This is a genomic window from Micromonospora sp. CPCC 205546 (assembly GCF_036902715.1).
In the GTDB taxonomy this organism is placed as follows: domain Bacteria; phylum Actinomycetota; class Actinomycetes; order Mycobacteriales; family Micromonosporaceae; genus Micromonospora.
This window is the reverse complement of record NZ_JBAKHL010000008.1, coordinates 157,593-182,386: the sequence shown is the minus strand read 5'-3', so window position 1 is coordinate 182,386 and position 24,794 is coordinate 157,593. Positions and strand designations below refer to the sequence as shown.

Annotated in this window: 25 protein-coding genes and 1 tRNA gene; 12 read left to right on the top strand and 14 right to left on the bottom strand. The window is 73.7% G+C overall.

What is annotated here, in order from left to right; translation table 11 throughout:
• Together V6U77_RS07465 and V6U77_RS07460 are read left to right on the top strand one after the other, a co-directional pair.
• A partial coding sequence (locus tag V6U77_RS07465; protein WP_334605466.1) for an IS30 family transposase occupies window positions 1-424 on the top strand: 424 nt, incomplete at its 5' end.
• 139 nt (window positions 425-563) lie between these two features.
• Window positions 564-637 (top strand) — tRNA-Ala (locus tag V6U77_RS07460).
• Between the two features lie 106 nt (window positions 638-743).
• On the opposite strand, the gene V6U77_RS07455 is transcribed toward V6U77_RS07460, so the two are convergent.
• The 3 genes from V6U77_RS07455 to V6U77_RS07445 form a co-directional block, all read right to left on the bottom strand.
• Window positions 744-1,250: an O-acetyl-ADP-ribose deacetylase gene (locus V6U77_RS07455; RefSeq protein ID WP_334605465.1), complete on the bottom strand. Its 507-nt coding sequence runs from the start codon at window positions 1,248-1,250 to the stop codon at window positions 744-746.
• 72 nt (window positions 1,251-1,322) lie between these two features.
• Window positions 1,323-2,681, bottom strand: a complete 1,359-nt coding sequence (locus tag V6U77_RS07450; RefSeq protein WP_334605464.1) for a glycosyltransferase family 2 protein — start codon at window positions 2,679-2,681, stop codon at window positions 1,323-1,325.
• 207 nt (window positions 2,682-2,888) lie between these two features.
• The gene (locus V6U77_RS07445; protein ID WP_334605463.1) at window positions 2,889-3,434 is read right to left on the bottom strand and encodes a M23 family metallopeptidase; all 546 of its coding nucleotides are present in this window, start codon (window positions 3,432-3,434) and stop codon (window positions 2,889-2,891) included.
• 261 nt (window positions 3,435-3,695) lie between these two features.
• Here V6U77_RS07445 and V6U77_RS07440 point away from each other — a divergent pair, with 261 nt between their 5' ends.
• Window positions 3,696-4,385, top strand: coding sequence for a hypothetical protein (locus tag V6U77_RS07440; RefSeq protein WP_334605462.1), 690 nt, complete (start codon window positions 3,696-3,698; stop codon window positions 4,383-4,385).
• 131 nt (window positions 4,386-4,516) lie between these two features.
• On the opposite strand, the gene V6U77_RS07435 is transcribed toward V6U77_RS07440, so the two are convergent.
• Entirely contained in the window at window positions 4,517-5,632 is a 1,116-nt protein-coding gene (locus V6U77_RS07435; protein ID WP_334605461.1) for a hypothetical protein, read from the bottom strand.
• Between the two features lie 172 nt (window positions 5,633-5,804).
• Complete coding sequence (locus V6U77_RS07430; RefSeq protein ID WP_334605460.1) at window positions 5,805-6,461, bottom strand: 4'-phosphopantetheinyl transferase family protein; 657 nt, start codon at window positions 6,459-6,461, stop codon at window positions 5,805-5,807.
• Window positions 6,462-6,706: 245 nt separating this feature from the next.
• Here V6U77_RS07430 and V6U77_RS07425 point away from each other — a divergent pair, with 245 nt between their 5' ends.
• Window positions 6,707-6,976 (top strand): hypothetical protein, encoded by a 270-nt coding sequence (locus V6U77_RS07425; protein WP_334605459.1) that lies wholly within the window; start codon window positions 6,707-6,709, stop codon window positions 6,974-6,976.
• 45 nt (window positions 6,977-7,021) lie between these two features.
• On the opposite strand, the gene V6U77_RS07420 is transcribed toward V6U77_RS07425, so the two are convergent.
• Window positions 7,022-7,675 carry an HNH endonuclease family protein gene (locus tag V6U77_RS07420; protein WP_334605458.1) on the bottom strand — a complete coding sequence of 218 codons (654 nt, stop codon included), beginning with the start codon at window positions 7,673-7,675 and terminating at the stop codon, window positions 7,022-7,024.
• A 453-nt stretch (window positions 7,676-8,128) separates the two neighbouring features.
• Window positions 8,129-9,781 (bottom strand): dolichyl-phosphate-mannose--protein mannosyltransferase, encoded by a 1,653-nt coding sequence (locus V6U77_RS07415; RefSeq protein WP_442934390.1) that lies wholly within the window; start codon window positions 9,779-9,781, stop codon window positions 8,129-8,131.
• Window positions 9,782-9,955: 174 nt separating this feature from the next.
• Here V6U77_RS07415 and rsmI point away from each other — a divergent pair, with 174 nt between their 5' ends.
• A complete protein-coding gene (rsmI, locus tag V6U77_RS07410; protein ID WP_442934386.1) occupies window positions 9,956-10,822 on the top strand; it encodes a 16S rRNA (cytidine(1402)-2'-O)-methyltransferase in 867 nt (288 codons plus the stop codon).
• A gap of 68 nt (window positions 10,823-10,890) precedes the next feature.
• Here the strand turns inward: rsmI and V6U77_RS07405 are convergent, their stop codons facing one another.
• Window positions 10,891-11,934 (bottom strand): hypothetical protein, encoded by a 1,044-nt coding sequence (locus V6U77_RS07405; protein ID WP_442934385.1) that lies wholly within the window; start codon window positions 11,932-11,934, stop codon window positions 10,891-10,893.
• A 158-nt stretch (window positions 11,935-12,092) separates the two neighbouring features.
• Here V6U77_RS07405 and metG point away from each other — a divergent pair, with 158 nt between their 5' ends.
• The gene (metG, locus tag V6U77_RS07400) at window positions 12,093-13,895 is read left to right on the top strand and encodes a methionine--tRNA ligase (protein ID WP_334605454.1); all 1,803 of its coding nucleotides are present in this window, start codon (window positions 12,093-12,095) and stop codon (window positions 13,893-13,895) included.
• A gap of 52 nt (window positions 13,896-13,947) precedes the next feature.
• On the opposite strand, the gene V6U77_RS07395 is transcribed toward metG, so the two are convergent.
• The 3 genes from V6U77_RS07395 to V6U77_RS07385 all read right to left on the bottom strand — a co-directional run bounded on the left by V6U77_RS07395 (window position 13,948) and on the right by V6U77_RS07385 (window position 16,720).
• On the bottom strand, window positions 13,948-14,334 hold the full coding sequence (locus tag V6U77_RS07395) for a hypothetical protein (RefSeq protein WP_334605452.1): 387 nt from the start codon (window positions 14,332-14,334) through the stop codon (window positions 13,948-13,950).
• Between the two features lie 222 nt (window positions 14,335-14,556).
• Window positions 14,557-15,408, bottom strand: a complete 852-nt coding sequence (locus tag V6U77_RS07390; protein WP_334605450.1) for an alpha/beta fold hydrolase — start codon at window positions 15,406-15,408, stop codon at window positions 14,557-14,559.
• Window positions 15,409-15,487: 79 nt separating this feature from the next.
• On the bottom strand, window positions 15,488-16,720 hold the full coding sequence (locus V6U77_RS07385; protein ID WP_334605449.1) for a hypothetical protein: 1,233 nt from the start codon (window positions 16,718-16,720) through the stop codon (window positions 15,488-15,490).
• Window positions 16,721-16,802: 82 nt separating this feature from the next.
• Between V6U77_RS07385 and V6U77_RS07380 the strand changes: the two genes are divergently transcribed.
• The 6 genes from V6U77_RS07380 to V6U77_RS07355 all read left to right on the top strand — a co-directional run bounded on the left by V6U77_RS07380 (window position 16,803) and on the right by V6U77_RS07355 (window position 22,879).
• The gene (locus V6U77_RS07380; RefSeq protein WP_334605480.1) at window positions 16,803-17,729 is read left to right on the top strand and encodes a TatD family hydrolase; all 927 of its coding nucleotides are present in this window, start codon (window positions 16,803-16,805) and stop codon (window positions 17,727-17,729) included.
• A gap of 55 nt (window positions 17,730-17,784) precedes the next feature.
• Window positions 17,785-18,654, top strand: a complete 870-nt coding sequence (rsmA, locus tag V6U77_RS07375) for a 16S rRNA (adenine(1518)-N(6)/adenine(1519)-N(6))-dimethyltransferase RsmA (protein WP_334605448.1) — start codon at window positions 17,785-17,787, stop codon at window positions 18,652-18,654.
• Between the two features lie 10 nt (window positions 18,655-18,664).
• Window positions 18,665-19,621, top strand: a complete 957-nt coding sequence (locus tag V6U77_RS07370) for a 4-(cytidine 5'-diphospho)-2-C-methyl-D-erythritol kinase (protein WP_334605447.1) — start codon at window positions 18,665-18,667, stop codon at window positions 19,619-19,621.
• A gap of 182 nt (window positions 19,622-19,803) precedes the next feature.
• Complete coding sequence (locus V6U77_RS07365) at window positions 19,804-21,609, top strand: ABC-F family ATP-binding cassette domain-containing protein (RefSeq protein WP_334605446.1); 1,806 nt, start codon at window positions 19,804-19,806, stop codon at window positions 21,607-21,609.
• A 113-nt stretch (window positions 21,610-21,722) separates the two neighbouring features.
• Window positions 21,723-22,178 carry a DUF4383 domain-containing protein gene (locus tag V6U77_RS07360; protein ID WP_334605445.1) on the top strand — a complete coding sequence of 152 codons (456 nt, stop codon included), beginning with the start codon at window positions 21,723-21,725 and terminating at the stop codon, window positions 22,176-22,178.
• A 224-nt stretch (window positions 22,179-22,402) separates the two neighbouring features.
• Window positions 22,403-22,879, top strand: coding sequence for a DUF4383 domain-containing protein (locus tag V6U77_RS07355; RefSeq protein WP_334605444.1), 477 nt, complete (start codon window positions 22,403-22,405; stop codon window positions 22,877-22,879).
• A 30-nt stretch (window positions 22,880-22,909) separates the two neighbouring features.
• Here the strand turns inward: V6U77_RS07355 and V6U77_RS07350 are convergent, their stop codons facing one another.
• The 3 genes from V6U77_RS07350 to V6U77_RS07340 all read right to left on the bottom strand — a co-directional run bounded on the left by V6U77_RS07350 (window position 22,910) and on the right by V6U77_RS07340 (window position 24,782).
• Window positions 22,910-23,599: a TetR/AcrR family transcriptional regulator gene (locus V6U77_RS07350; RefSeq protein WP_334605479.1), complete on the bottom strand. Its 690-nt coding sequence runs from the start codon at window positions 23,597-23,599 to the stop codon at window positions 22,910-22,912.
• Between the two features lie 62 nt (window positions 23,600-23,661).
• A complete protein-coding gene (locus tag V6U77_RS07345) occupies window positions 23,662-23,784 on the bottom strand; it encodes a hypothetical protein (RefSeq protein ID WP_334605443.1) in 123 nt (40 codons plus the stop codon).
• A 41-nt stretch (window positions 23,785-23,825) separates the two neighbouring features.
• A complete protein-coding gene (locus V6U77_RS07340) occupies window positions 23,826-24,782 on the bottom strand; it encodes an acyl-CoA desaturase (protein ID WP_334605442.1) in 957 nt (318 codons plus the stop codon).
• Between the last annotated feature and the right edge of the window lie 12 nt (window positions 24,783-24,794).

Here is a 24,794-nt window from a genome sequence, read left to right as displayed (position 1 = left end):
CGCGACCCTGGTGGAACGCGCGACCCGGTTCGTGATCCTGGTCGGACTACCCCAAGGGAAGATGTCCGAGCACGTCGTCGCGCAGCTGGCCACGGCAATGACCTGGCTACCACAGCGCCTACGGGCCTCCCTGACGTGGGACCAGGGCCCCGAGATGGCCCGCCACCGTGACTTCACCATCGCCACCGACTGCCCGGTCTACTTCTGCGACCCACACAGCCCCTGGCAACGCGGCAGCAACGAGAACACCAACGGCCTGCTACGCCAGTACTTCCCGAAAGGCCACGTCGACTTCACCACCATCGACCAAACCCAACTCGACGCCGTCGCCGACGAACTCAACGACCGCCCACGGATGACCCTGGGCTGGGCCACCCCAGGTGAGAAGATGACCCAGCTACTTGGTGTTGCAACCACCAGTTGAGCCCGCCCGGAGGGGCGGTTTCGCACCAAGATCCCGCTGCGCGGGGGGTGGAGTCGCGGCGGGGGCGGTGAACCTGTTAACCTTGGCGCCGGCCCGCCCGGTGAAAGCCGGGTGGGACCGATGCCGGTCCGCCGGCGGAGGGGTTGTGGCGCAGTCCGGTAGCGCACCTCGTTCGCATCGAGGGGGTCAGGGGTTCGAATCCCCTCAACTCCACCCAGTTCAAAGGCCGTCTCCGCTCGCCGGAGATGGCCTTTCTCAGTTCCGCGCCGCCTCGTCCCCCCGGCCTCCCCAGCATGATCGGCGGGTGGGCGTGCCCGGCTCAGTCGGCCGACGCGGCTGCGGCCAGGAGCCGGTACGTGGCGTCGTCGAAGGCGACCAGGCGGACGTGCTCGACGGCGGTGGGTGTCGCCCTGATCGTCGTGACCGCGATCGTCGCCGCCTGGTCGGACGGGTATCCGTAGACGCCGGTGCCGACGGCGGGGAAGGCGACGCGCCGAGCGCCGACCTCGTCGGCGACCTGGAGGCTGCGCCGGTAGCACGACGCCAGGACCTCCGCCTCACCGTGGCCGCCGCCCTCCCACACCGGACCGACCGTGTGGATGACGTGGCGTACGGGTGGATCGAGGTCGAATGCCGGGGTGGCGACGGCCTCGCCCGGGTGGCACGGCGCGAGGGCGGCGCCGGCCCGCGCCAGCCCCGGTCCCGCCGCCCGGTGGATCGCGCCGTCGACGCCCCCGCCGCCCAGCAGCGACTCGTTCGCCGCGTTGACGATGGCGTCGACGTCCTCGCGGGTGATGTCACCGCGTACCACTTCGATCAGGGGCATGGCCCGATCATGCCACCGCCGGCGCAGGCACCCGCCCGCCCGCCGACGGACGCCTGCCTGCGCCGGGCCAGGTCACACCCGTGCCAGGCCCCTGCGCGCCGTTGGGGTCCGGGGGCGCAGGGTCAACACGTCGCCGAGCCCGTCGACGTAATCGAGGTCGGTGGCGAACGCGGCGTTCAGGGTGCTGCGCAGGTAGCCCAGCGCCGCCGGCCCGGCGGTCACCGGGGCCGGTCCCGTGTCGCCGGTGCAGACCAGGCGCACCTCGCGGGCCAGCCGGCCGGAGGCGTTGACGAACCGGCACAGGTCGTCCCACCGCAGGTACCGCCAGAAGTCGACGCTGACCACCGCGTCGAGGCTGCCCGGCGGGATGGGCGGGTCCATGCCGACCAGGTGGTAGTTCGTGGGGCCGGGCGGGGCGGCGTAGTCGAAGGTCAGCGCCCCGCTCGGCAGGCCGGCCTGCTCGCTGCCGGTGCCCACCCACAGCACGCGGGGGCCGGGCAGGCGGTCGGCGAGGCGGTCGAACGCCGGCCCGATCCGGCACGTCGAACGGGTCGCGCAGTCCGTGGCCGCGGCGCGGTACTGGACGATGCGCTCCAGGGAGTCGTACACGTCGAGCAGGCCGTAGAACTCCCACTCGATGACGTGGTACTGCCCGGTGAGCAGGCTCCGGTTGGCCGCGAAGTCGGCGAAGTTGTGGTCGGTGTTGCGGTGGTGCGGGAGGTGGAAGGCGCGGGCCTCGTCGTCGTAGGCGAAGTTCAGCCCGGTCACGCCGAGCTGCCGGTGCACCCGGTAGAACAGCTCGATGTCCTCCAGGCCCCAGCGCAGCCCGGCGCGTTCGTCGAACCCGCCGGCACGGTCGAACAGGTCCCGGGCGAGCGAGATGTTGTGGGTGTAGGCGAGGGCCCAGCCCGCCAGGAGCCACTCCTGTCCCGGCGGCTCACCGTGCGGGAAGCGCAGGTCACCGGCGCGGTCGGCGCGGCGGCGGGGGATGTCGGTCATCTCCCGGTCGTCGAGGGCGGCTTCGACGTGCTCCAGGCTCAGCTCGTCGCGGCGGCCCATCAGCACGGCGGGGCGGCCGGCGACCGCGTGGTGGGCCAGGTGGCGCTCCAGCAGTTGGGGGGAGGCGTACGAGTCGGCGTCGAGGAACAGCAGCAGCGGTGCCCGGGTGCGCCGGACCGCCTCGTTGCGGGCCGCGGAGCGTCCCCGCCGTCGGGGGAACTCCAGCACGCGCAGGTCGAGGCCGGCGGCCGCCCCGACGGCCTCGGCGTATCCGGCGGAGGAGCCGCCGTCGCGGACCACCATCACCTCGAAGCGCTCCGGGCCCACCGTCTGCCGGGTCAACGACCGCAGCGTCAGCGCCAGACACTGCGCGTCCTGGTACGTGGGTATGACCACGCTCAACTCGACCGTGTCGTCCGTCCGTGCCGCCATCCGACTTTCCTCCGTCATAGGTGATCCCCTGTGGGTCGGGGTGCCGGCACGTGCCGGCACCCCGACCGCGACGCCTTCGGCCCTGGGCCGGCCGTCGCCGACGCTCGCCGGAAGCGCTTCCAGCAGCGAATGGGATTATCGATCACGGATAGGGGCGATGCACGATTCGCATTGGCGCACCTCTCGCGTGAGCGCGGCCGGGTGGGGTCACGCGTAGTAGTTCACGCTCACCGGCCAGGTGCCGGTGTACGGCGTCCAGCCCTGGAGGGTGGCGGGGATGCCCACCCGGGTGTTGCAGTTGATGACCTGGAAGTGCAGGTGCGGGCCGGTGGACGCGCCGGTGCTGCCCGACCAGCCGATGACCCGACCCTGCGGAACCCAGGTGCCGGCGTTGTAGATGGCCCGGTTCAGGTGCGCGTAGTGGGTGCACTGGCCGTTCGGGTGCCGGATGATCACCTCGATGCCGTTCTGCCAGTACGGCGACCAGTTCGACATGATGATGGTGCCCGCCTGCGAGGCCGAGACCTCGTAGTTCGCCGGCAGCCCGAAGTCCCAGGCGTACTCGTTGTAGGGGCCGACGTGCGAGTAGGTGCCCTCCGGCCCCTGGGTCACCAGGTAGGACTCGTTCGCCGGGTACGGCATCTCGTAGTAGTAGTTCGCGGCGGAGGCCGGCGTGGCCCCGACGACCACGGCCCCGGCGACCATCACCAAGGCGCCCACGGTCGCGCCCACCCGGCGCAGGGCTCTCGTCATCTTGCTCACTGTGGATGTGCTCCTGGCATGTCGGCTGATGTTCGGCCCCGTCGTCGACGGTGCCGGTGGGAGCTAAGCAGCGCGCCAGACGGGGATCAATGGATCCGGAGACCACTGGGGTGCGATCAGTGGGCCGGCAGGGGTCACGGCGACAGCCGGTGACGGCGGTGAGGCGTGGCGTCGAGGAGACCCGTAGCGGCACCCGCGGCCACGACCGTCCGGCAAGCGGCGCGCGTGCGGCCGGTCACTACGCTGCCGCCCGTGGAGCGGATGGCGAACGTGTTCTGGATGGGCGGCTGCGCGGCCGTCGCCGTCCTCCTCGTGGCGGGCCTCGTCGCGTTGCTCGTAACGGTGCACCGCAGGGAGCGGGAGCGCCGGGAGTACTGGCGGTGGTGGGCCGCCCGGCACGGCTGGGCGTTCGTCGAGCGGCCGCAGCTCACCTGGACCGACCGGGTGCCGGGCCGCAGCCGGCGGGGCGTGCGCTTCGCGCTGACCGGGACGCTGCACGGCCGCCCCGTCTGCGTGGCCGAGTACGCGTACACCGAGACGCAGAGCTCGACCGGGGCGGACGGCAACCAGACGACCACCTCGCGCACCCACACGTACGTCGTCTGCTCGGTGTGGTTGCGACGGTCGTTCCCGGCGCTCGCGGTCGGACCGCGCCACGTGTTCTCGAAGTTGGGCCGCGCGTTGTTCGGCAGCGACACCTACGCCACCGGGCACGAGGAGTTCGACCGGCAGTGGCGGGTTGGCGCGGCGGCGCCGGGGCAGCAGGCGCTGGTGGGGCCCACCCTGATCGCCGCACACCTGGCGGGCGCGGTGCCGGCCTGGAGCGTGCGGGGGCCGGAGCTGATCACCTACCGGCCGGGCCGGCTGGAGGAGCACGCCCCGGTGCCGTCGCTGGTGACCCCGCTGATCACGGTCGCCGACCTGCTGGAACAGGGGCGCTGACGAGGGGCCCAGCGGGGACGGGAGGGCTGGTGGTGCGGGAGTGCGCGACGGCGGGGGGCGGCGGTGGTCGGCCGGGAGGAACGCGGAAGGCCGGCCCCCGAGGGGACCGGCCTCCCGTCACCAGCCGCGGATCACGGCTTCCAGGAGCCGGTGGTCTCGAACTTGTGCCGGTATTCCAGCACGCCGTTCTTGTCGGCCACGTTGAACGCCACCGTGCCCGCCCGCTTGCTGCCCTCGCGCAGGTTGTTGCCCGAGCCCAGGGGGTCGCCGCAGCCGGAGAGCGCGCTCGCCAGGCCGTTGGCCGTGGTGCCGTTTGCGGCCACCCACTCGAAGTAGAACGGGTTGATGGAGCTCTTGCCCTTGGTCACCGTCGCGGTGACGTGGGCGATCAGGTACATGCCCTTGTCCGGATCCGGGGCGTACGTCCGGCAGCCCTTGGTCTCCGTGGTGAACCGGGTGACCGTGATCTCGATGGTCCCCTCGTCGTCGGAGACCACGAGGGTCGCGCCGGCCTTCATGTTGAAGGTCTCGCCGTCCTTGGGCGCCTTCGGGGACGGACCGTCCGGCTGCAGCGTGATGCCCGGGGCGGCGGCCTTCTTCAGGTCGTCCGACGCCTTGTTGGCGCCGACGACGAGCGCGACGACGCCGCCGATGCAGCAGAGCAGGACCAGCACGACCACCACGGCCCCGATGATCAGGGGGGTCTTGCTCTTCTGCGGCGGCGCGACCGGATGCGGCGCGCCGGGCGGATAACCGGGCCCGCCGGGCGGGTAACCGGGCCCGGGCGGGTAACCGGGGCCGCCGGGCGGGTAACCGGGGTTGCCGGAGACCGGCGGGTACGGCGTGCCGGAGGTCGGCTGGTGCGGGGCGGCCCACGGCTCGCCGGGCGCACCGGAGACCGGCGGCTGGGGCATCCCGGACACGGGGGGCTGCGGCGCGCCGGAGACCGGCGGCTGCGCCCACGGCTCGCCGGGCGCGCCCGACACCGGCGGCTGGGGAGCGCCGGAGACCGGTGGCTGCGGGGCGGCCCACGGGTCGCCGGTCGGCTGCTGCGGCGGCACGGGCGGGAGCGGGGCCCACGGGTCGCCCGTTGCCTGCCCGGCGCCGGACGTCGGTGGCTGCGGCGGGTAGCCGCCCTGGTCGGTGGGGAACTGCGGCATCGGGGCCGGCGGGTACGGCTGCGGCTGCTGCTCCGGGTTCGGCTGGTTCGGATCCTGAGGCCCGTAAGGGGGCGGGGGGTGACTCACCGTACTCCTAGGCACCTGACGACGACGGCAAACGCGGCTGACGCTACCGTGCGCGGACAACGGACCATCTTCGCGTCTGCGGCGGCGTCGCGCTGTCCCCTGTTCGGGTTCCGTACCCGGTCGACCGGTCTTCCGCCCGGCAGGTCCCGGGCCCGGGCCGACCGTCGCCCGATCAGTGGGGCAGCAGCACGGCGGCCGTGCGGACCAGGGAGTCGTCGACGCTGAACCGGCCGGTGACCAGCGCGGGAGGATCGGTCACCGGGGCGGCGTCACGCCGCGCGGGCGAGATGCGCGCGGTGAACGTGCCGGCGTCCGGGTCGAGCTTCACCAGGGCGTCGTGGAAGTCCAGCCACGTGCCGACGAGCGGGTGCCACACCTTGTAGACCGTCTCCTTGACGCTGAACACCACCGCCGGCCAGGAGACGCCCGCCGGTAGGCGGGCGCACCGGTCCTCCTCCTCGGGCAGGCAGATCATCCGGCGTACGCCCGCGTCGAGTTCGCGGTGCCCCTCGGCGTCGATGCCGACGGACCGGACCTCGTCGGCGCGGGCCGCGACGGCCGCGCAGTAACCCCGGGTGTGGGTGATCGCCCCGACCACGCCGGCCGGCCAGACCGGCGACCGGTCGGCGGCCGAGGGCACCGCGACCGGCGGCACGCCGAGGGCGGCCATCGCCCGGCGGGCACACACCCGCCCGGCGGTGAAGTCGCGGCGGCGGCTCTGCACCGCGCGCTCGCCCAGGCAGGCCCGCTCGGCCGGCAACAGCTCGCCCGTGAAGTCCGTGGCTCCGGCCACGGCCACCGCCACGGCCGGCGGCAGCAGGTCACGCATCGCCGCCCCCCGACGGGTACGCCCGCTCGGCGGCGCGTCGGCGAGCGGACAGGTGTCGACCGGCCGGCCGGGCCGGCGCCCGGTGCAGGGTCGGCGTCGCGAGGGCCATGGTTCGTGAACGTACCGCACCCGCGTAACGCCGGAGTGTCCCGAGACGCTGACAGAGCATCACCCGGGGATGATGACGGTCACTGCCGACGACGGCCCGTCCGGGCGGGCCCCACAGGAACCGGAGAGGGAGCGCGATGATCGGTGGTGCGGAGTCCTCGGCGTCAGGAACGGACGAGCACGCCCCCCTGGCTCCCGACTGGACCTGCGGCACCTGCGGCGCGGACTGGCCGTGCCCGGTCAAGCGGTCCCGCCTGCTGGAGGAGTACCGGCTGGACCGGGCCATGCTCAGCGTCTACCTGGGTTCCTGCCTGGCGGCCGCCGCCCAGGACCTGACGGCACCGTCCGGCACGGCCCTGCAGGACCGGTTCATCGGCTGGCTGCCCCGCAGCCCCCGGACGCCCTGACCCGCGCCCGGGAACGACCGGTCGGTCGTCCCGGGCGACAAGCGGTCAGTACGCGCGCGTCACGGTGAGCGTGATGTTCGTGCAGGAACTCGCCCGGCTGGTCAACGCGCTCTTCTCGGCGCTGTCGACGCTCAACCGCCACCGGGTCTTCACCGCCACCCACTCGCCGACGTACCGGCACTTCTCGTTGGTCGGCAGCCAGGTCGCCGGGTCCTGGTCGCCCTTGGCCTGGTTGACGTTGTCGGTCACCGCGACGAGTGAACGGACGTCGCCGAGGTCGTTGGCGAAGGCCTGCCGCCGCGACGTGGTCCAGTTCCGGGCGCCCGAGTCCCACGCCTCGGCCAGCGGGACCATGTGGTCGATGTCCAGGTCGGACGGGTTGGTCCAGGACGCCGCGTCGTAGTAGGAGCGCCAGCGCCCGCCGGTCAGCCGGCAGCCGGAGCCCACCGTGGGGCGGGTGGTGGCCTCGGCGATCAGCACCTCGTAGCGCGTGTTGCAGCCGTCGGAGTCCGCGTCCGTCCAGTGCGGGAAGAGGTCGCGGGAGTAGCCGGTGCGGCTCTCCGCGGCCACCGGCAGGTCGGCCACGAGGGTGCGCAACGGCACCGAGACGGTTGCCGCCTGGGCGGGGGCGGACAGCCCGAGGGTGGCGGCGGTGACGGTGGCCACCAGGCCTGCGGTCCAGCGGAGGGTACGGGTCATCGTGAACTCCGTCCGATCGATCGGGGTTGGCCGACAGTGCAACCGGCCCGGGTGCCGACGGACCGGACCCGAGATGGCCGGAGAACCAAATCGATCGATACGTTACGGGAACTTGCAGCGCGTGGGAATCGCGTCGCAGGCAATATCTGTCAGACGCCGGAGCCACGGAGGGTGTCGATCCGTACCGTTTGCGCAGGATGACGGACCGTAAGATGTGGGATGCAAACCATCCGTCGGGTGTCGCGAGTCGGAAATCTGACCGAAGTCGACCCGTTGTGCCAGTGGTGCAGGGTGGTTAAGCTCTTGATGCGCGCCCCAATCGCCCGCTTCCCCCGTGGCAGGCGATCGGGGCGCGCTCCTACGTCGAACGGGCCCGCACGCCACCGCGTGCGGGCCCGTTCTCCGTGCGCCCGCCGCGCCGCCCGGGGCGTGCGGCGGGCGCCGTGCCGGCCGTCAGATCCAGCGACCGTCCAACCACATCCGCGCCGACCACTCGGCGTACGGCATCCACTTCCCGACGAAGATCGGGTGGAAGTACGCGAAGCAGAGTGCGACCAGCAGGACGTACGCCCCGGCGATCACGCCACCCACCAGCCTGCGTTCCCGGGCCTCGTCGACCTCCCCGCGCGCGGCGGAGGGGTCGGCGTCGCCCGGCTGCGCGTCGATGCCTCCCGGCTGCGCGCCGCCGCCATCCGGCTGCGCGGCGTCGCCTCCCGGTGGGCCGGCCGGCGTGACGATCGCGCCGAGCACGTAGGCCACCGCCAGCACCATGAACGGCACGATCGGCGCGGTGTAGAAGGAGAACATCGTGCGGCCGTCGAGCGCGAACCAGAACCAGGGCAGCAGACCGGCCGCCACGACCAGCAGGATCGCCCCCGCCCGCCAGTCCCGCCGGGCCAGGCCCAGCCAGGCCAGCGCCACCAGGGCGGGCAGGAACGACCACCAGAGCAGGGGGGTGCCGAGCAGCAGGACCTCGGAGGCGCAGCTCGGTGCCCCGCAGGACCCGGTGCCGGACCAGTGGAAGGCGACCGGTCGGCCCAGCAGCAGCCACTGCCACGGCCACGACTGGTACTTGTGCGGGTCGTCGAGGCCGGTGTGGAAGCCGTACGCCGCCTTGTGGTACTCGATCAGGTTGTTCAGCGCGCCGATCACGGGGGTGTCGCTCAGCGGCGCCTGCGGATACCGCTCGGCGAGCCGGTAGTAGCCCTCGTCGCCGGCCAGCCAGCCGGACCAGGTGCCGACGTATGTGAGCACCATCAGCACCCCGGCCAGCACCAGCCACGGCACCTCGTCGAGGAGGGTGTCGCGCCACGGCCGGCGTACGCCCGCGGAGCGGCGGACACCGACCTCCCACAGGACCACCAGCAGCGCGAAGACGGGCAGGAAGTAGAGCGCACTCCACTTCACCGCGCACGCGCAGCCGAACAGGACCCCGGCGGCGAGCCGCCACCACGGCCAGTTCCGCCAGCCGCCCGCCGGCCGCCCGGCCCGGCCCGGCCGCCCCGGGTCCAGCCCGGCGTCGAGTGCCCGGGCCCACCGGCGGCGCCGCGCGTCCCGGTCGAGCACGAGGGCGCCGAACGTGGCCAGGACGAAGAACAGCAGGAAGATGTCGAGCAGCGCGGTGCGGGAGAGCACCAGGTGGAAACCGTCCAGCGCGAGCAGCAGGCCGGCGGTGCAGCCGAGCACGGTCGAGCGGAACATCCGCCGGCCGATGCGGACCAGCAGCAGCACCGACAGGGTGCCGACGAGCGCCGCGGAGAACCGCCAGCCGAACTCGGGTGCCGTCGTCACCAGGTGCCCCGGCACGGAGATGCCGTGCTCGGCGTCGGCGTAGCCGAAGGCCCACTCGCCGAGCCCGATCAGCCACTTGCCCAGCGGCGGGTGGACGACGTAGGACGGGCCGCCGTCCTTGTAGTTCCACTCGACGCCCTTGTCGACCAGCCCCCAGGCGTCCCGGGCGTAGTAGGTCTCGTCGAAGATCTTGCCCGGCGGGTGGCTCAGGCCGACGAAGCGCAGGATCGCCGCGATCGCGACGATCACGCCGGTGGCGAGCCAGGAGCGCCCGTCCAGCCGGGCCTCGACGGTGGCCAGCCGGCGCCGGACCACGCCCGGGACCCGGTCGGCGGAAGCCCGGGAGGCATCCTCGGGTGGGCTCCCGTCCGTGGGGTCCGGGCCCGACTGGTCCGCGCTCTGTGCTGTCGACGCACTCGTCACCCGGCGATCGTAGGCTGCGAAGGTGCCCGGTGGCGCCCGTCGTCGCCGATACCGGCACCGCCGTCGATGAAGGAGTTACATCTCGTGGGTGAAATGTCCGAAACCGGGCGCCTGGTCCTCCTCGGCGCGCCGCTCGGCAACCCCGCCGACGCCTCCGCCCGGTTCCGCGAGGTGCTCGCCACCGCGGACGTGGTGGCAGCCGAGGACACCCGCCGGCTCACCCGGCTGGCCCGGGACCTCGACCTCACCGTCGGCGGCCGGATCGTCTCCTACTTCGAGGGCAACGAGGAGCGGCGTACCCCCGAACTGGTCGACGTGCTGACCGCCGGCTACGTGGTCGCCCTGGTCACCGACGGGGGCATGCCGAGCGTCTCCGACCCGGGCTACCGGCTGGTCACCGCCGCCCTGGACGCCGGCGTGCCGGTCACCGCCGCGCCCGGCCCGAGCGCGGTCACCACCGCCCTGGCCCTGTCCGGGCTGCCCTGCGACCGGTTCTGCTTCGAGGGTTTCCTGCCGCGCACCGGCGGCGCCCGCCGGTCGCGCCTGCGGGCCCTCGCGGCCGAGGAGCGGACCCTGGTCTTCTTCGAGGCGCCGCACCGCATCGCCGCCGCGCTGGCCGACCTAACCGCCGCGTTCGGCGTCGACCGGCCGGCCGCGCTCTGCCGCGAGCTGACCAAGACGTACGAGGAGATCGTCCGCCGCCCGCTCGGCGAGCTGGCCGAGTGGGCGGCCGAGGGGGAGCCGCGCGGCGAGATCACCCTCGTCGTGGCCGGCGCGCCCGAGTCGGCGGCGGAGCGGCCCGACGACGACACGCTGCGGGCCGCCGTGGCCGCCCGGGAGGCGGCCGGGCTGTCCCGCCGGGACGCGATCACCGAGGTCGCCACGGAGTACGCCCTGCGCCGCCGCGACGTCTACGCCGTCGTGCACGCCTGACGCGAGCGCGCCGGCCCTGACCGGGCGCGCGCCGGCCCTGACCGGGCGCCCGGGTGGACCCGTGGGGTTCACCAGGCGGCGACGAGGAAGCCGGCGGTGATCACCAGCGGGCCGCCCAGGGCGACGGCCACCGCCCAGCGGCGGGCGCGGGGATCGGCGAACCGCGTCGACCCCGTCCACCGGGCGATCCCTGCGGCGCAGCCCAGCACCACCAGCAGGCCGAGCAGCCAGCGCAGGTGCGCGGCCGGGCCGGTGTCCGCGTACGCGGTGCCGCCCTCCGGGCCGGTCATCCGGGCCGGCAGCGTCGTGCCGGTCGCGGTGCGTCCGGCGGCCACCCCGCTCACCCGCACGCCGTGCGCGGTCCACGTCTCGTCGGTGGGGGCGAAGTTGCCCCGGCAGCGCTGCGTGAGCCCGCCGCCGGTGCAGTCGGCGATCACCACCGTGCCCCGCGTGGCGTGCCCCACGGCCAGCCAGAACGGGCCGGCGCTGACCCAGGCGAAGAACGCCACGACCAGGCTCAGCGCCAGCAGGACGGCCAGCCCCGGCAGCGGATCGGGCGGACGCGGGGTACGCCGGGCCCGCCGCCGCGCGGCCTGCTCCCGGGCCGAGCGCTGCCGCTCGTGCGGTGGCTCCTCCCGGATCGGCGTGCCGTCCCAGTGCACCAGCTCGATCGGCGGCCAGTACGCGCCGTCGTCCCCGTCGGAGCCGTCCCCGCCGCCCGGCGTACGCCTGCCGCCGTCCCCGTCCGGCCCGGGGTGAGCGCGCTCCCCGTCGGGCGTACGCCCGCCGTCGTCCCGCTCCGGCCTGCCGTCTGCGGGGGGACGCCCCCGGCGGGGCCAGCGGTTCGGCTGCCGGACGGGGACCCGTCGCGGCAGGGCGTCGACCGGCGCCCCGGTCGTGGGCTCCAGCTCGACGGCGGGCGCCGGGTGCGGCGGGACCGCCACCGGTCCGGCGGCCTCGGCGGGCGGCTCCGACGGCGGTTCCGGCGGTGCGGCGGCCGGGACCACCCGGGGGTGCGGCGCGAGGGTGCCGCGCGACGCGCCCGCCCCGCCGCCGTCCGCCGGGCCGGAGGGGCGGTCGTCATGATCGCGGGCCGCTCGTCTGCCAGTCACGGCGTTCATTGCACCCCGCCATCCGAGCGCGGGCCGGCAGCTCAGGCCGCGTGTCGGCGACAAATCGGGCAGATCGCGGACCCGATCCGGCGGCGCCGTCGAGCCGTGGGCCCTATTGGTTCGCGGTCACCGCGAGCGGGTCACTAGGCTTGCTGGTCATGAGTCACGTTCTCGCGGCGGTCGCCTGGCCGTACGCCAACGGCCCGCGCCACATCGGCCACGTCTCCGGTTTCGGCGTTCCCTCCGACGTCTTCAGCCGGTACATGCGGATGGCCGGGCACGACGTGCTCATGGTGTCGGGCACCGACGAGCACGGCACCCCCATCCAGGTGCAGGCGGACGCCGACGGGGTCACCCCGCGCGAGCTGGCCGACCGCTACAACCGGGTGATCGTGGAGGACCTGCACGGCCTCGGGCTCTCCTACGACCTGTTCACCCGCACCACCACCCGCAACCACTACGCGGTGGTGCAGGAGCTGTTCGAGGGGATGCACCGCAACGGCTACATCGTCCCGAAGACCACCATGGGGGCCATCTCCCCGTCCACCGGCCGGACGCTGCCCGACCGCTACATCGAGGGCACCTGCCCGATCTGCGGCTACGACAGCGCCCGGGGCGACCAGTGCGACAACTGCGGCAACCAGCTCGACCCGATCGACCTGGTCGACCCGAAGTCGCGGATCAACGGGGAGACCCCGAAGTTCGTCGAGACCGAGCACTTCTTCCTCGACCTGCCGGCCCTGGCCGACGTGCTGCGGCAGTGGCTCGACACCCGCGAGGGCTGGCGGCCCAACGTGCTGCGCTTCTCGCGGAACCTGCTCGACGACCTCCAGCCCCGGGCCATCACCCGCGACCTGGAGTGGGGCGTGCCGATCCCGCTCGACGACTGGCGGGACCGCCCCGACAAGCGCATCTACGTCTGGTTCGACGCGGTCATCGGCTACCTCTCCGCCTCGATCGAGTGGGCCCGCCGCTCCGGCGACCCCGAGGCGTGGCGCAGGTGGTGGTCCGCCGACGGGGTCGGCAAGGACGCCCGCGGCTACTACTTCATGGGCAAGGACAACATCGTCTTCCACTCGGTGATCTGGCCGGCGCTGCTCTCCGGCTACTCCGGCGAGGGCAGCCGGGACGGCGAGGCGGGCCGGCTGGGGCGGCTCAACCTGCCCACCGAGGTGGTCTCCAGCGAATACCTGACCATGGAGGGGAAGAAGTTCTCCTCGTCCCGCCGAGTCGTCATCTACGTCCGGGACTTCCTGGAGCGCTACGACGCCGACGCGCTGCGCTACTTCATCGCGGCCGCCGGACCGGAGAGCAACGACACCGACTTCACCTGGGCCGAGTTCCTGCGCCGCAACAACGACGAGCTGGTCGCCGGCTGGGGCAACCTGGTCAACCGCTCCGTCTCCATGGCGGCGAAGAACTTCGGCGCGATCCCGCCCGTCGACCCGGCCGGCCTCACCGAGGCCGACGAGGCGCTGCTCGCCGTCGCCCGGGCCGGCTTCGCCACCGTCGGCGACCTCATCGCCCGGCACCGGCAGAAGCAGGCCATCGGCGAGGCGATGCGGGTGGTCGCCGAGGCCAACCGGTACCTCTCGGAGCAGGCGCCGTGGAAGCTCAAGGGCGAGGACGACAAGCCTCGGATGGGCACCATCCTGCACGTCGCCCTCCAGGTGGTCAGCGACGCCAACACGCTGCTCACCCCGTTCCTGCCGCACTCCGCGCAGAAGGTGCACGAGCTGCTCGGCGGCACCGGCGTGCACGCGCCGATGCCGGTCATCGAGGAGGTCGAGGACCTCGACGGCGGGCCCGCGTACCCGGTGCTGACCGGCGACTACACCGTCGGCGCGCGCTGGGAGTCAGTGCCGCTGGAGGCCGGGCGGCCGCTGGCCGCGCCGAAGCCGGTCTTCCGCAACCTCGACCCGTCGATCGTCGACGAGGAACTCGCCCGCCTGGCCGACTGAGTGCCGGCGCGGCCCCGGGGGAGACCCGGGGCCGCGCCGGCGCCGGTCACGCCTACGTCTGGTTCGGGCACCAGACGGCGGATCCACCGTCGTTCAGCAGGTCGTCGCGGATCCAGCCGCTGGCCCTGGTCTGCACGTTGACGACGTAGGTCCACGTGTCGGTCCCGTTGATGTCCACGGCGTAGCAGTGGTAGTCGAGCGACTGGGTCGGGTACGAGATGCCGGACCCCGCGCAGCGGGTGCTCGACCCGACGCGCATGTTGGCGGCGGAGGTGGTGTGGTGACCACCGGTGGTGTCGAGGTCCGGCGGAGCGCTGCGCCCGCAGCTCCAGTGCGCCGAGGCCTGCGTCGGGGCGACGACCGCGCCGGCGAACGCGCCGGTCGCGACGAACGCGATCGCTGCCGCGAAGGTGAGGGGTCGGAAAGCCTTTTTGGTCACGCTCTCTCCTTTTGGGATGAACAGTGAGGCTTGGGTACCCGACCCCCATCCGACCCGACATTCATGCTCATCACTGTCGGTAACGAGACAGTGTGACTCTAGTGACATGAGACGATCGCTCTCCGTGACGGGCCGATGTGGCGGCCGCCCGAGCCGCCGCGGCCGTCTGCGTCGCGACGGGCGCGACCCCCGAGGGGGCCGCGCCCGTCACCGTCGCGCTCGTCAGGCCCGGGCCATCGCCGGTGCCCCGATGAAGTCCATGATGCTGCGGTTCACCTCGGCCGCGTTCGTCCACGGTGTGCCGTGCGGCGCGCCCTTCAGGGTGACCAGCTGGCTGCCGGGCAGCATCGGCTGCAACCGCTGACCCGTCTTCGGGTACGGCAGCACCGCGTCGGAGTCGCCCTGCACGATCAGCACCGGCACGTCGATGCGGGACACGTCGCCCCGGAAGTCGGTCTGCCAGGCGTCCACGCTGTCGTGGGTGGCCTTCGCCGAGGCCCGGGCGCCGATCTCCCAGTGCGCCCGGAACGCCTCCTCGCTGACCAGCCTGCCCTTGTTCTCCTGGTAGTTGAAGAACGCCTCGCAGAAGGTGGTGAGGTAGGCGAACCGGTCGTCGACGATGGCCTGCTGGAAGCCCTGGAAGAGGCTCTTGTCGACGCCCTCCGGGTTGTCCGAGGTCTTCAGCAGGAACGGCGCGAGCGGGGCCAGCAGCACCGCCCGGTCGACCCGCTGCGAGCCGTACACGCCCAGGTAGCGGGTCACCTCGCCGGTGCCCATCGAGTGGCCGACCAGGATCGCGTTCCGCAGGTCCAGCTCGGTCATCAGCACGTCGAGGTCCGCGGCGAACGTGTCGTAGTCGTACCCGGTCGCCGGCTGGGCGGAGTTGCCGAAACCCCGCCGGTCGTACGTGATCGTCCGGTATCCGGCGGCCAGCAGGGATCCGACCTGCTTCTCCCAGGTCGCCCCGTTGAACGGGAAGCCGTGGATCAGCACGATCGGCTGACCGGAGCCGTGGTCCTCGTAGTACAGGTCGATGGGGGCGGAGTTCTCCGTCCCCACGGTGATGAAAGGCATGCGCGTCTCCTCGTCACGTGGCGGTCGGACGCCGGCGGGTTCCCGCCCTGCCCGCTGTTATGCCGCCGCACGCGCCCGCTCAGAGCGCGTACGGCAGGTCCACCACCCGGTCGTCGGTGACCTCGGCCGCGGGCGCCCACGTCTCGTAGACGCCCCGCTCCTGGCACTGCGCCCCGGTCGCGGCCACCGCGTCCGGACCGGGCCGCCGCAGGCGCAGGCGCAGCCAGCCGGACTCCTCCCGCAGCACCAGGCAGGACACGCCCCGCCAGTCGGCCAGGCGCAACCGGCGGGCCGCCGACTCCACCGGGTACCGGGCGGCCCGGGTCATCGCCAACACCCGGAACCCGCCGGGCAGGTCGGCCACCGCCTCGTACTCGCCGCCGGCGTAGGCGCCGACCAGGTGGGTGGAGCGGGGCGCCTCGCCGGTCGGCACGTACTCCTGGTCGGGGGAGAGCCCCGGCACCGCCGCCAGCAGGTGCCGCCACCGCGGACCGACCATCCGCAGCCAGCCGCGCTGCTCGGCCTGGTAGCTGTAGAGCACCACCTCCACGCCGTCGGCCGGGTAGGCGAGCAGGGTCGCGTTCGCCGGCATCGGCAGGTCCGCGAAGTCCCGGGTCACGAACTCCGGGACGAGCTGGGCGCTGCTGGGCACGAACCCGGTGCCGAGCACCGCCCCGCCCAGCCGGTCCCGGGGCGCGAGCGCGGTCAGCCCCCGGTGCGCCTCGCCGACCGGCACGTCGTAGTCGGCCGGGTCGGCCGCCCGCCAGCGCAGCGCGTACGTCACGTCGGCGCCGCCGGGACCGGCCGTGCCGTCGGTGCGCAGCACGGCCGTCGCCGCCGGCGTACGCAGGTGCGCCACGTCGTGCTCCCGGTGGCAGAAGCCGTGCGGCAGCCACCCGCGCACGTACCCGGCGAGCTGCCGCGCGGAGAGCACCTTGACCATCCGGGTGCCCCGCCGCAGCACCGCCGAGGCGCGCACCGCCGCCAGCGTCGGGTCACCGGCCGCCGCCGGCTGCTGGCTGAGCTGCTGCACGTACGCCCAACCCCGCTCCCGGTGCAGCGGCACCAGCAGCGGGGACTCCGTTTCGTCGCCCGGCAGCGCGGCGGGACGCACGACGGTGACCTCGGTGGCGTGCACGAGCCTGCGCCACGGCAGCGCGACCCCGGGCCGGGGCACCCGGTCGAAGCCGGGCGCCTCCTCGGCGCTGAGCAGTTCGTACGCCGCGCCCCGGGCGATCTCCTGCGCCGGGTAGACCACACCCCCGTACGTCACGCGCGGGCCGTCTGCGCTGCTTTGAGGAATGACGGTCACCCCGACGACGCTAGGCGCGAGATGTGCCGCCGCGGTGAACGGCCGGTGGCCTCCCCGGAACACGGGCCACCGTCGGTGTGTGATGCTGGCCGCGATGAGCGAGCCCACCGAAACCCGCAAGCAGCGCGCCGCCCGCCGCGCCGGCGAGTTCCCGCCCGCGCCCGAGCCGCTGCCCCGTCCCGTGCTGGACAGCCACACCCACCTCGACATCACCGTCAGCGAGGCCGGCGTACCCCCGCGGCCGCCTGCGGACGGTGGGCCGGGCGACGGGCCAGCCGGGGACCCGGTGGCCGTGGCCGTGGCCGTCGCCGCCTCGGTGGGCGTGGACCGGCTGGTGCAGGTCGGGGTGGACGTCGCCTCCTCCCGCTGGGGCGCGGACGTCGCCGACACCCACCCGGCCGTGCTGGCCACCGTGGCGCTGCACCCGAACGAGGCCCCCCGCCTGCCCGACCTGGACGAGGCGCTGCGCGAGATCGAGGCGCTCGCCGCCCGGGACCGGGTGCGCGGGATCGGCGAGACCGGGATGGACTTCTTCCGCACCGGGGAGGAGGGGCGCGCCGTGCAGGAGGAGAGCTTCCGCGCGCACATCGCCATCGCCAAGCGGTACGGCAAGGCGCTGGTCGTGCACGACCGCGACGCGCACGCCGACGTGCTGCGGATCCTCGACGACGAGGGCGCGCCGGAGACGGTGGTGCTGCACTGCTTCTCCGGCGACGCGGACTTCGCCCGCGAGTGCGTCCGCCGGGGCTACCTGCTCAGCTTCGCCGGCACCGTCACCTTCGGCAGCGCGACCGCCCTGCGGGAGGCCGCCGCGCTCACGCCGGTCGGGCAGATCCTGGTGGAGACCGACGCGCCCTACCTGACGCCGATGCCGCACCGGGGCCGGCCGAACGCCTCGTACCTGATCCCGCTGACCGTACGGTCGCTGGCCGGGACGACCGGCACGGACCTGGACGAGCTCTGCGCCGCCATTTCCGCCACCGGCGAGCGCGTCTTCGGCCCGTGGTGACCGGGAGGGGCCCTGGCACGCGCGCCCCCGCGGCGGCCCGCATAGGCTACGGGGCGTGACCGGTCTCCTCGGCCCGGCGGAGATCCGGGAACTGGCCGCCCGGCTGGGCGTCACCCCCACCAAGAGGCTCGGCCAGAACTTCGTGCACGACCCGAACACCGTCCGGCGCATCGTCACCGCGGCCGGCCTCACCCCGGACGACGTGGCGCTGGAGGTGGGCCCCGGGCTCGGCTCCCTCACCCTCGCCCTGCTCCCGGCCGCCGCGCACGTGCACGCCGTGGAGCTGGACCCGACGCTGGCCGGGGCGCTGCCGGAGACCGCCGCCCGCCACGCCGGCGCCGACGCCGCGCGGCTGAGCGTGCACCACGCCGACGCGCTGCGCGTCCGGGCCGCCGAGCTGGCGGACCCCGCTCCGACCGCGCTGGTGGCGAACCTGCCCTACAACGTGGCCGTGCCGGTGGTCCTGCACCTGCTCGCCGAGCTGCCCAGCCTGCGGCACGGGCTGGTGATGGTGCAGAAGGAGGTCGCCGACCGGCTCGTCGCGGGCCCCGGCTCCAAGGTGTACGGCGTGCCCTCGGTGAAACTCGCCTGGTACGCCTCGTCCCGGGCCGCCGGGAAGGTCCCACCGAGCGTCTTCTGGCCGGTGCCGAACGTCGACTCCGGGCTGGTCGCCTTCGCCCGCCGCCAGCCACCCCGCGCCGACGTACCCCGGGAACGGGTCTTCGCCGTGGTGGACGCGGCCTTCGCGCAGCGCCGCAAGACCCTGCGCGCCGCGCTGGCCGGCTGGGCCGGTGGCGCGGACCGGGCGGCCGCCGCGCTCACCGCCGCCGGCGTCGACCCCGGCGCGCGGGGGGAGTCGCTCACCGTCGCGCAGTTCGCCGCCATCGCCGCGTCGGCCCCGGCCGCCCCACCCGCCGCCCAGTAGGCTGACGCCCGTGACCGAGGCGTGGGGACCGGACGACGAGGACGAGCAGCGGCGGCGCGGCGCCAGCGGACCGGTGCGGGTCCGGGTGCCCGCCAAGGTCAACCTGCATCTCGGGGTGGGGCCGCTGCGCCGCGACGGCTACCACGAGCTGAACACCGTCTACCACGCCATCTCCATCTACGACGAGCTGACCGCCCGTCGGGGCGACACGCTCACCCTCACCATGGAGGGCGAGGGCACCGGCGAGCTGGCGCTGGACGACACCAACCTGGCCATCCGGGCGGCCCACGCCCTCGCCGGCTACGCCGGGGTGCCACCGCACGCCCGGCTGCACCTGCGCAAGCAGATCCCGCTGGCCGGTGGGCTGGCCGGGGGCAGCGCCGACGCGGCCGCGGCGCTGGTCGCCTGCGACACGCTCTGGGGGACCGGGCTGTCCCGCGACGAGCTGGCCCGCATCGCCGCCGACCTCGGCTCCGACGTGCCGTTCCTGATCCAGGGTGGCACCGCGCTCGGCACCGGCCGGGGCGAGTCAGTGAGCCCCGTCCTGGCCCGCCCCACCACCTGGCACTGGGTGGTGGCCGTCGCCGACGGCGGCCTCTCCACCCCGGCCGCCTACCGGGAACTGGACCGCCTCCGCGACGCCGGCACCGCCGGTGAGCCGCTGGGCAGCACCGACGCGCTCTTCGCCGCGCTGCGCCAGCGCGACCCGCGGGTGCTCGCGGCCACCCTCGGCAACGACCTCCAGGCCGCCGCCCTGGCCATGCGCCCGTCGCTGGCGGAGACGCTGAAGGCCGGCGAGGCGGCCGGCGCGCTGGCCGGCATCGTCTCCGGTTCGGGGCCGACCTGCGTCTTCCTCGCGGCGGACGCCGCCGACGCCGAGCGCATCGCCGCGGAGCTGACGTCCGCCGACGTGTGCCGCGAGGCACGCACCGCCCACGGCCCGGTCCCCGGCGCCCGGGTCGCCTGACCAGCCACCCTTCCCCGATCCCGCGCTCCCGGCCGGCGGGTACCACCCTTCCCGGGGCGCCGGGCGGAAGATCGCGGGAGCCCGCGCCCGGCGGTCGGCGGGCCGGTCCGCGTACGCTGGGTGGCTCAGGCGTCCCAGGTGCCGACCGGCACCGGGACGCCTTGATCATGGGAGGTGAGGTCGTGGCCAACATCGTCAACCTGGACCGGGTGTCCAAGGGCTACGGCGCCGCCGGGCCGCTGCTCACCGACGTCTCGCTCGGTCTGGACGACGCCGACCGGATCGGCGTGGTCGGCCTCAACGGCGCCGGCAAGTCCACCCTGCTGCGGCTGCTCACCAAGATCGAGGAACCGGACGACGGGCGGGTCACCCACCGCCGCGACCTGCGGGTCGCCTGGCTGCCGCAGACCCTCCAGCTCGCCCCGGAGGCCACCGTCCGGGACGTGGTGCTCGGCACCGCCTGGCTCGGCGAGAGCATGGGCGCCGAGCACGAGTGGGCCGGCGACGCCGGGGTGCGGGCCATCCTCGACGGCCTCGGCATGCCCCACCTCGGCCTCGACCAGCCCGTCGGCCCGATGTCCGGCGGCGAGCGGCGGCGGGTCGCGCTGGCCGCGCTGCTGGTCCGCGAGTCGGACCTGCTCATCCTCGACGAGCCCACCAACCACCTCGACGTCGGCGGTGTCGACTGGCTGGCGAAGTACCTCGTCGGCCGCAAGGGCGCGCTGGTCGTGGTCACCCACGACCGGTGGTTCCTCGACGCCGTCTGCACCGACACCTGGGAGGTCGCCGACCAGACCGTCCGGGCCTACGAGGGCGGCTTCGCCGCCTGGACCCTCGCCCGGGTCGAGCGGGAGCGGGTCGCCGCCGCCACCGAGGCCCGCCGGCAGAACCTGCTCCGCAAGGAGATCGCCTGGCTTCGGCGCGGCCCGCCCGCGCGTACCTCGAAGCCGCGCTTCCGCATCGACGCCGCCAACGCGCTCATCGCCGACGTGCCGCCCGCGCGCGACACCATGTCGCTGCAACGGCTCGCCACCGCCCGGCTCGGCAAGCAGGTGTACGACCTGACCGACGTCACCCTGCACGCCGGGCCGAAGGAGATCCTGCGCGACGTCACCTGGCAGGTCGGCCCCGGCGACCGGATCGCCGTGCTCGGCCGCAACGGGGCGGGCAAGACCACCCTGCTGCGGATGCTGGCCGGCATCACCCGCCCCGACGGCGGGCGCTTCGCCACCGGCTCGACCGTCCGGCCGGCCTTCCTCTCCCAGGAGCTGGCCGAGCTGCCGGGCCACCTGCGCGTGCTCGAAGCGGTGGAGGAGGTCGCCCGGCGGGTGCAGCTCGGCGACCGGGAGGTCTCCGCCGCCCAGCTCGCCGAGGTCTTCGGCTTCGACGACCGGCGGCTCTGGACGCCGGTCAGCGACCTCTCGGGTGGGGAGCGTCGACGGTTGCAGATGCTCCGGCTGCTCGCCGGCGAGCCGAACGTGCTGCTGTTCGACGAGCCCACCAACGACCTGGACACCGACACCCTCGCCGCGCTGGAGGACCTGCTCGACTCCTGGCCCGGCACCGTCATCGTGGCCAGCCACGACCGGTACCTCATCGAGCGGGTCACCGACGTGGCGTACGGGATGTTCGGCGACGGCCGGCTGGTGCACCTGCCCGGCGGCGTCGACGAGTACCTCGCCCGCGCCGCCGGCCGACCCGGCCCGACGATGCCGGAGACGACGCCCGGGGCGGCCTCCGACGCTCCCGCCGCGACCGGCATGTCCGCCGCCGAGGCGCGCCAGGCCCGCAAGGAACTGGCCCGGCTGGAACGGCAGGTCGCCAAGCTGGAGCAGAAGGAGGCGACGCTGCTCGACCAGCTCGCCGCGCACGCCACCGACTACGCCAAGGTCGCCGAACTCGACGCCCAGCTCAAGGAGCTGCGGGCCGAGCGGGAGCGTACCGAGGAGTCCTGGCTGGCCCTGGCGGACGAGATCCCGGCCAACTGAGCCGCCACGAGGTCACGGCGCCGCCACGGGAGGCCCCCGTGTGCGGCGTCACACCCCGGCGTGCGGGACAATCGTCCGCGACCCCTCACCCGAACGGCGTTGGAGACTCAGACATGGCCCACACCCCCGTCAACCACCCCGCGCGGCCGGTCTACCGGGCGATCGGCGGGCTGACCGGTCTGTACCTGGTGGCCTTCGGCGTGCTCGGCATCATCGCGAGTGCCGGCAACGAGGTCCTCGCCCAGGATGACACCCAGGTCCTCGGCCAGGGCACGAACCTCGGCTTCTCGCTGCTCAGCGCCCTGCTGGGGGCCGCGGTGCTGGCCGGCACCGCGATCGGCAGGAACATCGACGTCATGGTCAACCAGTGGCTGGCGTACGCCATGATGGTGCTCAGCCTCGCCGGTCTCGCCTTCATCCAGACCGAGGCCAACATCTTCAACTTCAGCATCTTCACCGTCATCGTGCTGATGGTGCTCAGCCTGGTGCTGCTGATGGTCGGCATGTACGGCAAGGTCGGCACGGACGAGGAGCAGGAGGCCTGGCAGAAGGCCCGCCTCGTGCTCTGAGTGGTGTGGCGGCTTTACGCCGGAGCCCGACCCGCTTCGGGCGGTCAGGCTTGATCCCTGCGCGGGGCGGGCTCCGGCGAAAACCGACGTGGTCCCGCTCCGTCCGGCCGTTGCGGCCCGGTGGGGTGGGATCTTTTCATTCCGCCTGTTGTCGGGCGGTTCGGCGGACGGCCGACCTCCTCCGGGGGACAATCAGGGCGAATGTCCTGATTGGTGGAGGGGTCATGCCGCACTTTCCCGTGAACCATCCGGCGCGTCCGGTCTACCGGGTCCTCGCCGGCCTGGTGGGGCTCTACATCCTGGTCTTCGGGGTCTGGGGCGTGGCCCTGACGTGGGGCGACCCGCTCTTCCACCGGGGCGACAACTGGGCCCTCGGGCTCCGTACCAACCTGGCCTTCTCGCTGGCCTCCGTCGCCTTCGGGATCGTGCTCATCATCGGGGCGTCGCGGCGCGGCAACCTCGGTCACTACATGAACCTGACCGCCGGGATCGTCTTCCTGGTCACCAGCGTCCTCATGATGGCCGTGCTCCAGACCGAGGCCAACTTCCTCAACTTCTCGATGTCCACGGTCATCGTCTCGATGCTCTTCGGCCTGCTCCTGCTCGGCACCGGCCTGTACGACAAGGTCGGCACCGACGAACACGCCGAGGAGGAGCGCCGGCGCCGGCACCACCCGGTCTCCGAGGCCCACAGCCGCTGACCGGCGCTCTGGCGGGCCGAGGGGTACGGCTCAGCGCCCCCGGACCGTGATCAGGCTCGGCTTCGCCTCCAGGTGCGACAGCCCGCTCCAGGCCAGGTTGACCAGGTGCGCCGCCACCGTCTCCTTGCGCGGCTTGCGCACCTCCAGCCACCAGCGGCCGGTCAGCGCCACCATCCCCACCAGCGCCTGCGAATAGAGCTCGGCCAGCTTCGGGTCGTAGCCCCGGCTGGAGAACTCGGCGCCCAGGATGTGCTCCACCTGGTGGGCCACGTCGTTCATCACGCTGCTGAAGTTGCCCGCCGCCGACAGCACCGGCGACTCCCGCACCAACACCCGGAAGCCGCTCGTCTCCTCCTCGATGTACGTCAGCAGGGCCAGCGCCGCCTGCTCCAGCAGCTCACGCGGGTGCCCGGCGGTCAGCGCCGTGGTGATCCGGTCCAGCAGGGCGCGGACCTCCCGGTCCACCACCACCGCGTAGAGCCCCTCCTTGCCGCCGAAGTGCTCGTAGACCACCGGCTTGGAGACCTTCGCGCGGGCCGCCACCTCCTCGATGGAGGTGGCGTCGAAGCCGCGCTCGGCGAAGATCTGCCGGGCGATCGAGATCAGCTGCTCGCGACGCTGGGCCGCCGACATGCGTACCCGTGCGGAGGACTTGGGCGCCGCGGCGGGAACCGCCCGCCGCCGGCCGGTCGTGTCGTCGCTACCAGGGCCATCCGCCATGTTCTCGTCACTCCGCCGGCGCTCGGTGACGCCCTGTCGTGGGATGCCGCCGCCGGGCCGGGTCACGTCGTCTCCTGGCCGGTCGTCGGTCGGGTGGCGCCGCCGCCCCCGGCGACCGTACCCGCGTCGGGGCGCGTCCCGGTGCCGCCGGGCCGCCCGGCGCCGCGCCCGCTTCGTTCGGTCACCCGGCCATCCTGCCAGGCGGGCTCCGCGAGCACCGCCCGCGCTACCGTCCGGCGACCGGTCCGACGAGCTTCGCCGCGATGCGCTCGGGCTTCGGCCAGCGCACGTCCCAGGCCGCGCCGACCTTCTCGAACAACCAGATGACCCGGGCCGAGATGTCCACCTGACCGCGCAGGACGCCGTGCCGGGCGCTGGTCGGATCGGCGTGGTGCAGGTTGTGCCAGCTCTCGCCGAGCGACACGATCGCCAGCGGCCAGAAGTTCGACGCCCGGTCGCCCTGGCGCATCGCGAAGGGCCGCTCGCCGTAGACGTGGCAGACGGAGTTGATGGACCAGGTCACGTGGTGCAGGAGCGCGATGCGCACCAGGCCGGCCCAGAAGAGCGCGGACAGTGCCCCCTGCCACGACCAGGTGAGCAGCCCGCCCATCAGCGCGGGACCGAGCACCGAGACCACGACCAGCAGCGGGAACATCCGGTCCACCCGGCGGATGTCCCGGTCGGCGAGCAGGTCCGGGGCGAACCGCCTCCGGTTGGACAGTTCCCGGCCGAAGAGCCAGCCCACGTGCGCGTGGAACAGGCCCTTCGCCAGCCCGCGGACGCTCTCCCCGAAGCGCCACGGCGAGTGGGGGTCGCCCTCCAGGTCGGAGAACGCGTGGTGGCGCCGGTGGTCGGCCACCCACTGGATGATCTCGCCCTGCACCGCCAGCGAGCCGGACACCGCCAGTGCCACCCGCAGCCAGCGCTTCGCCTTGAAGGAGCCGTGCGTGAAGTGCCGGTGGTAGCCGACCGTGATGCCCAGCCCGGAGACGACGTACCAGAACGCGGCGACGGCCACGTCGGTCCCGCTCAGCCAACCGCCCCAGGCGACCGGTACGGCGGCGACGAGGGCCAGGAAGGGGATCACCACGAACGCCCAGAGGGCGATGAGGATGCCTCGTGACTGGATGCCCTGAGTCAGTGGCTTCGGGCCGGCGGCGGGATCGAGGGATGTGGCCGACATGGCACCTCGCAA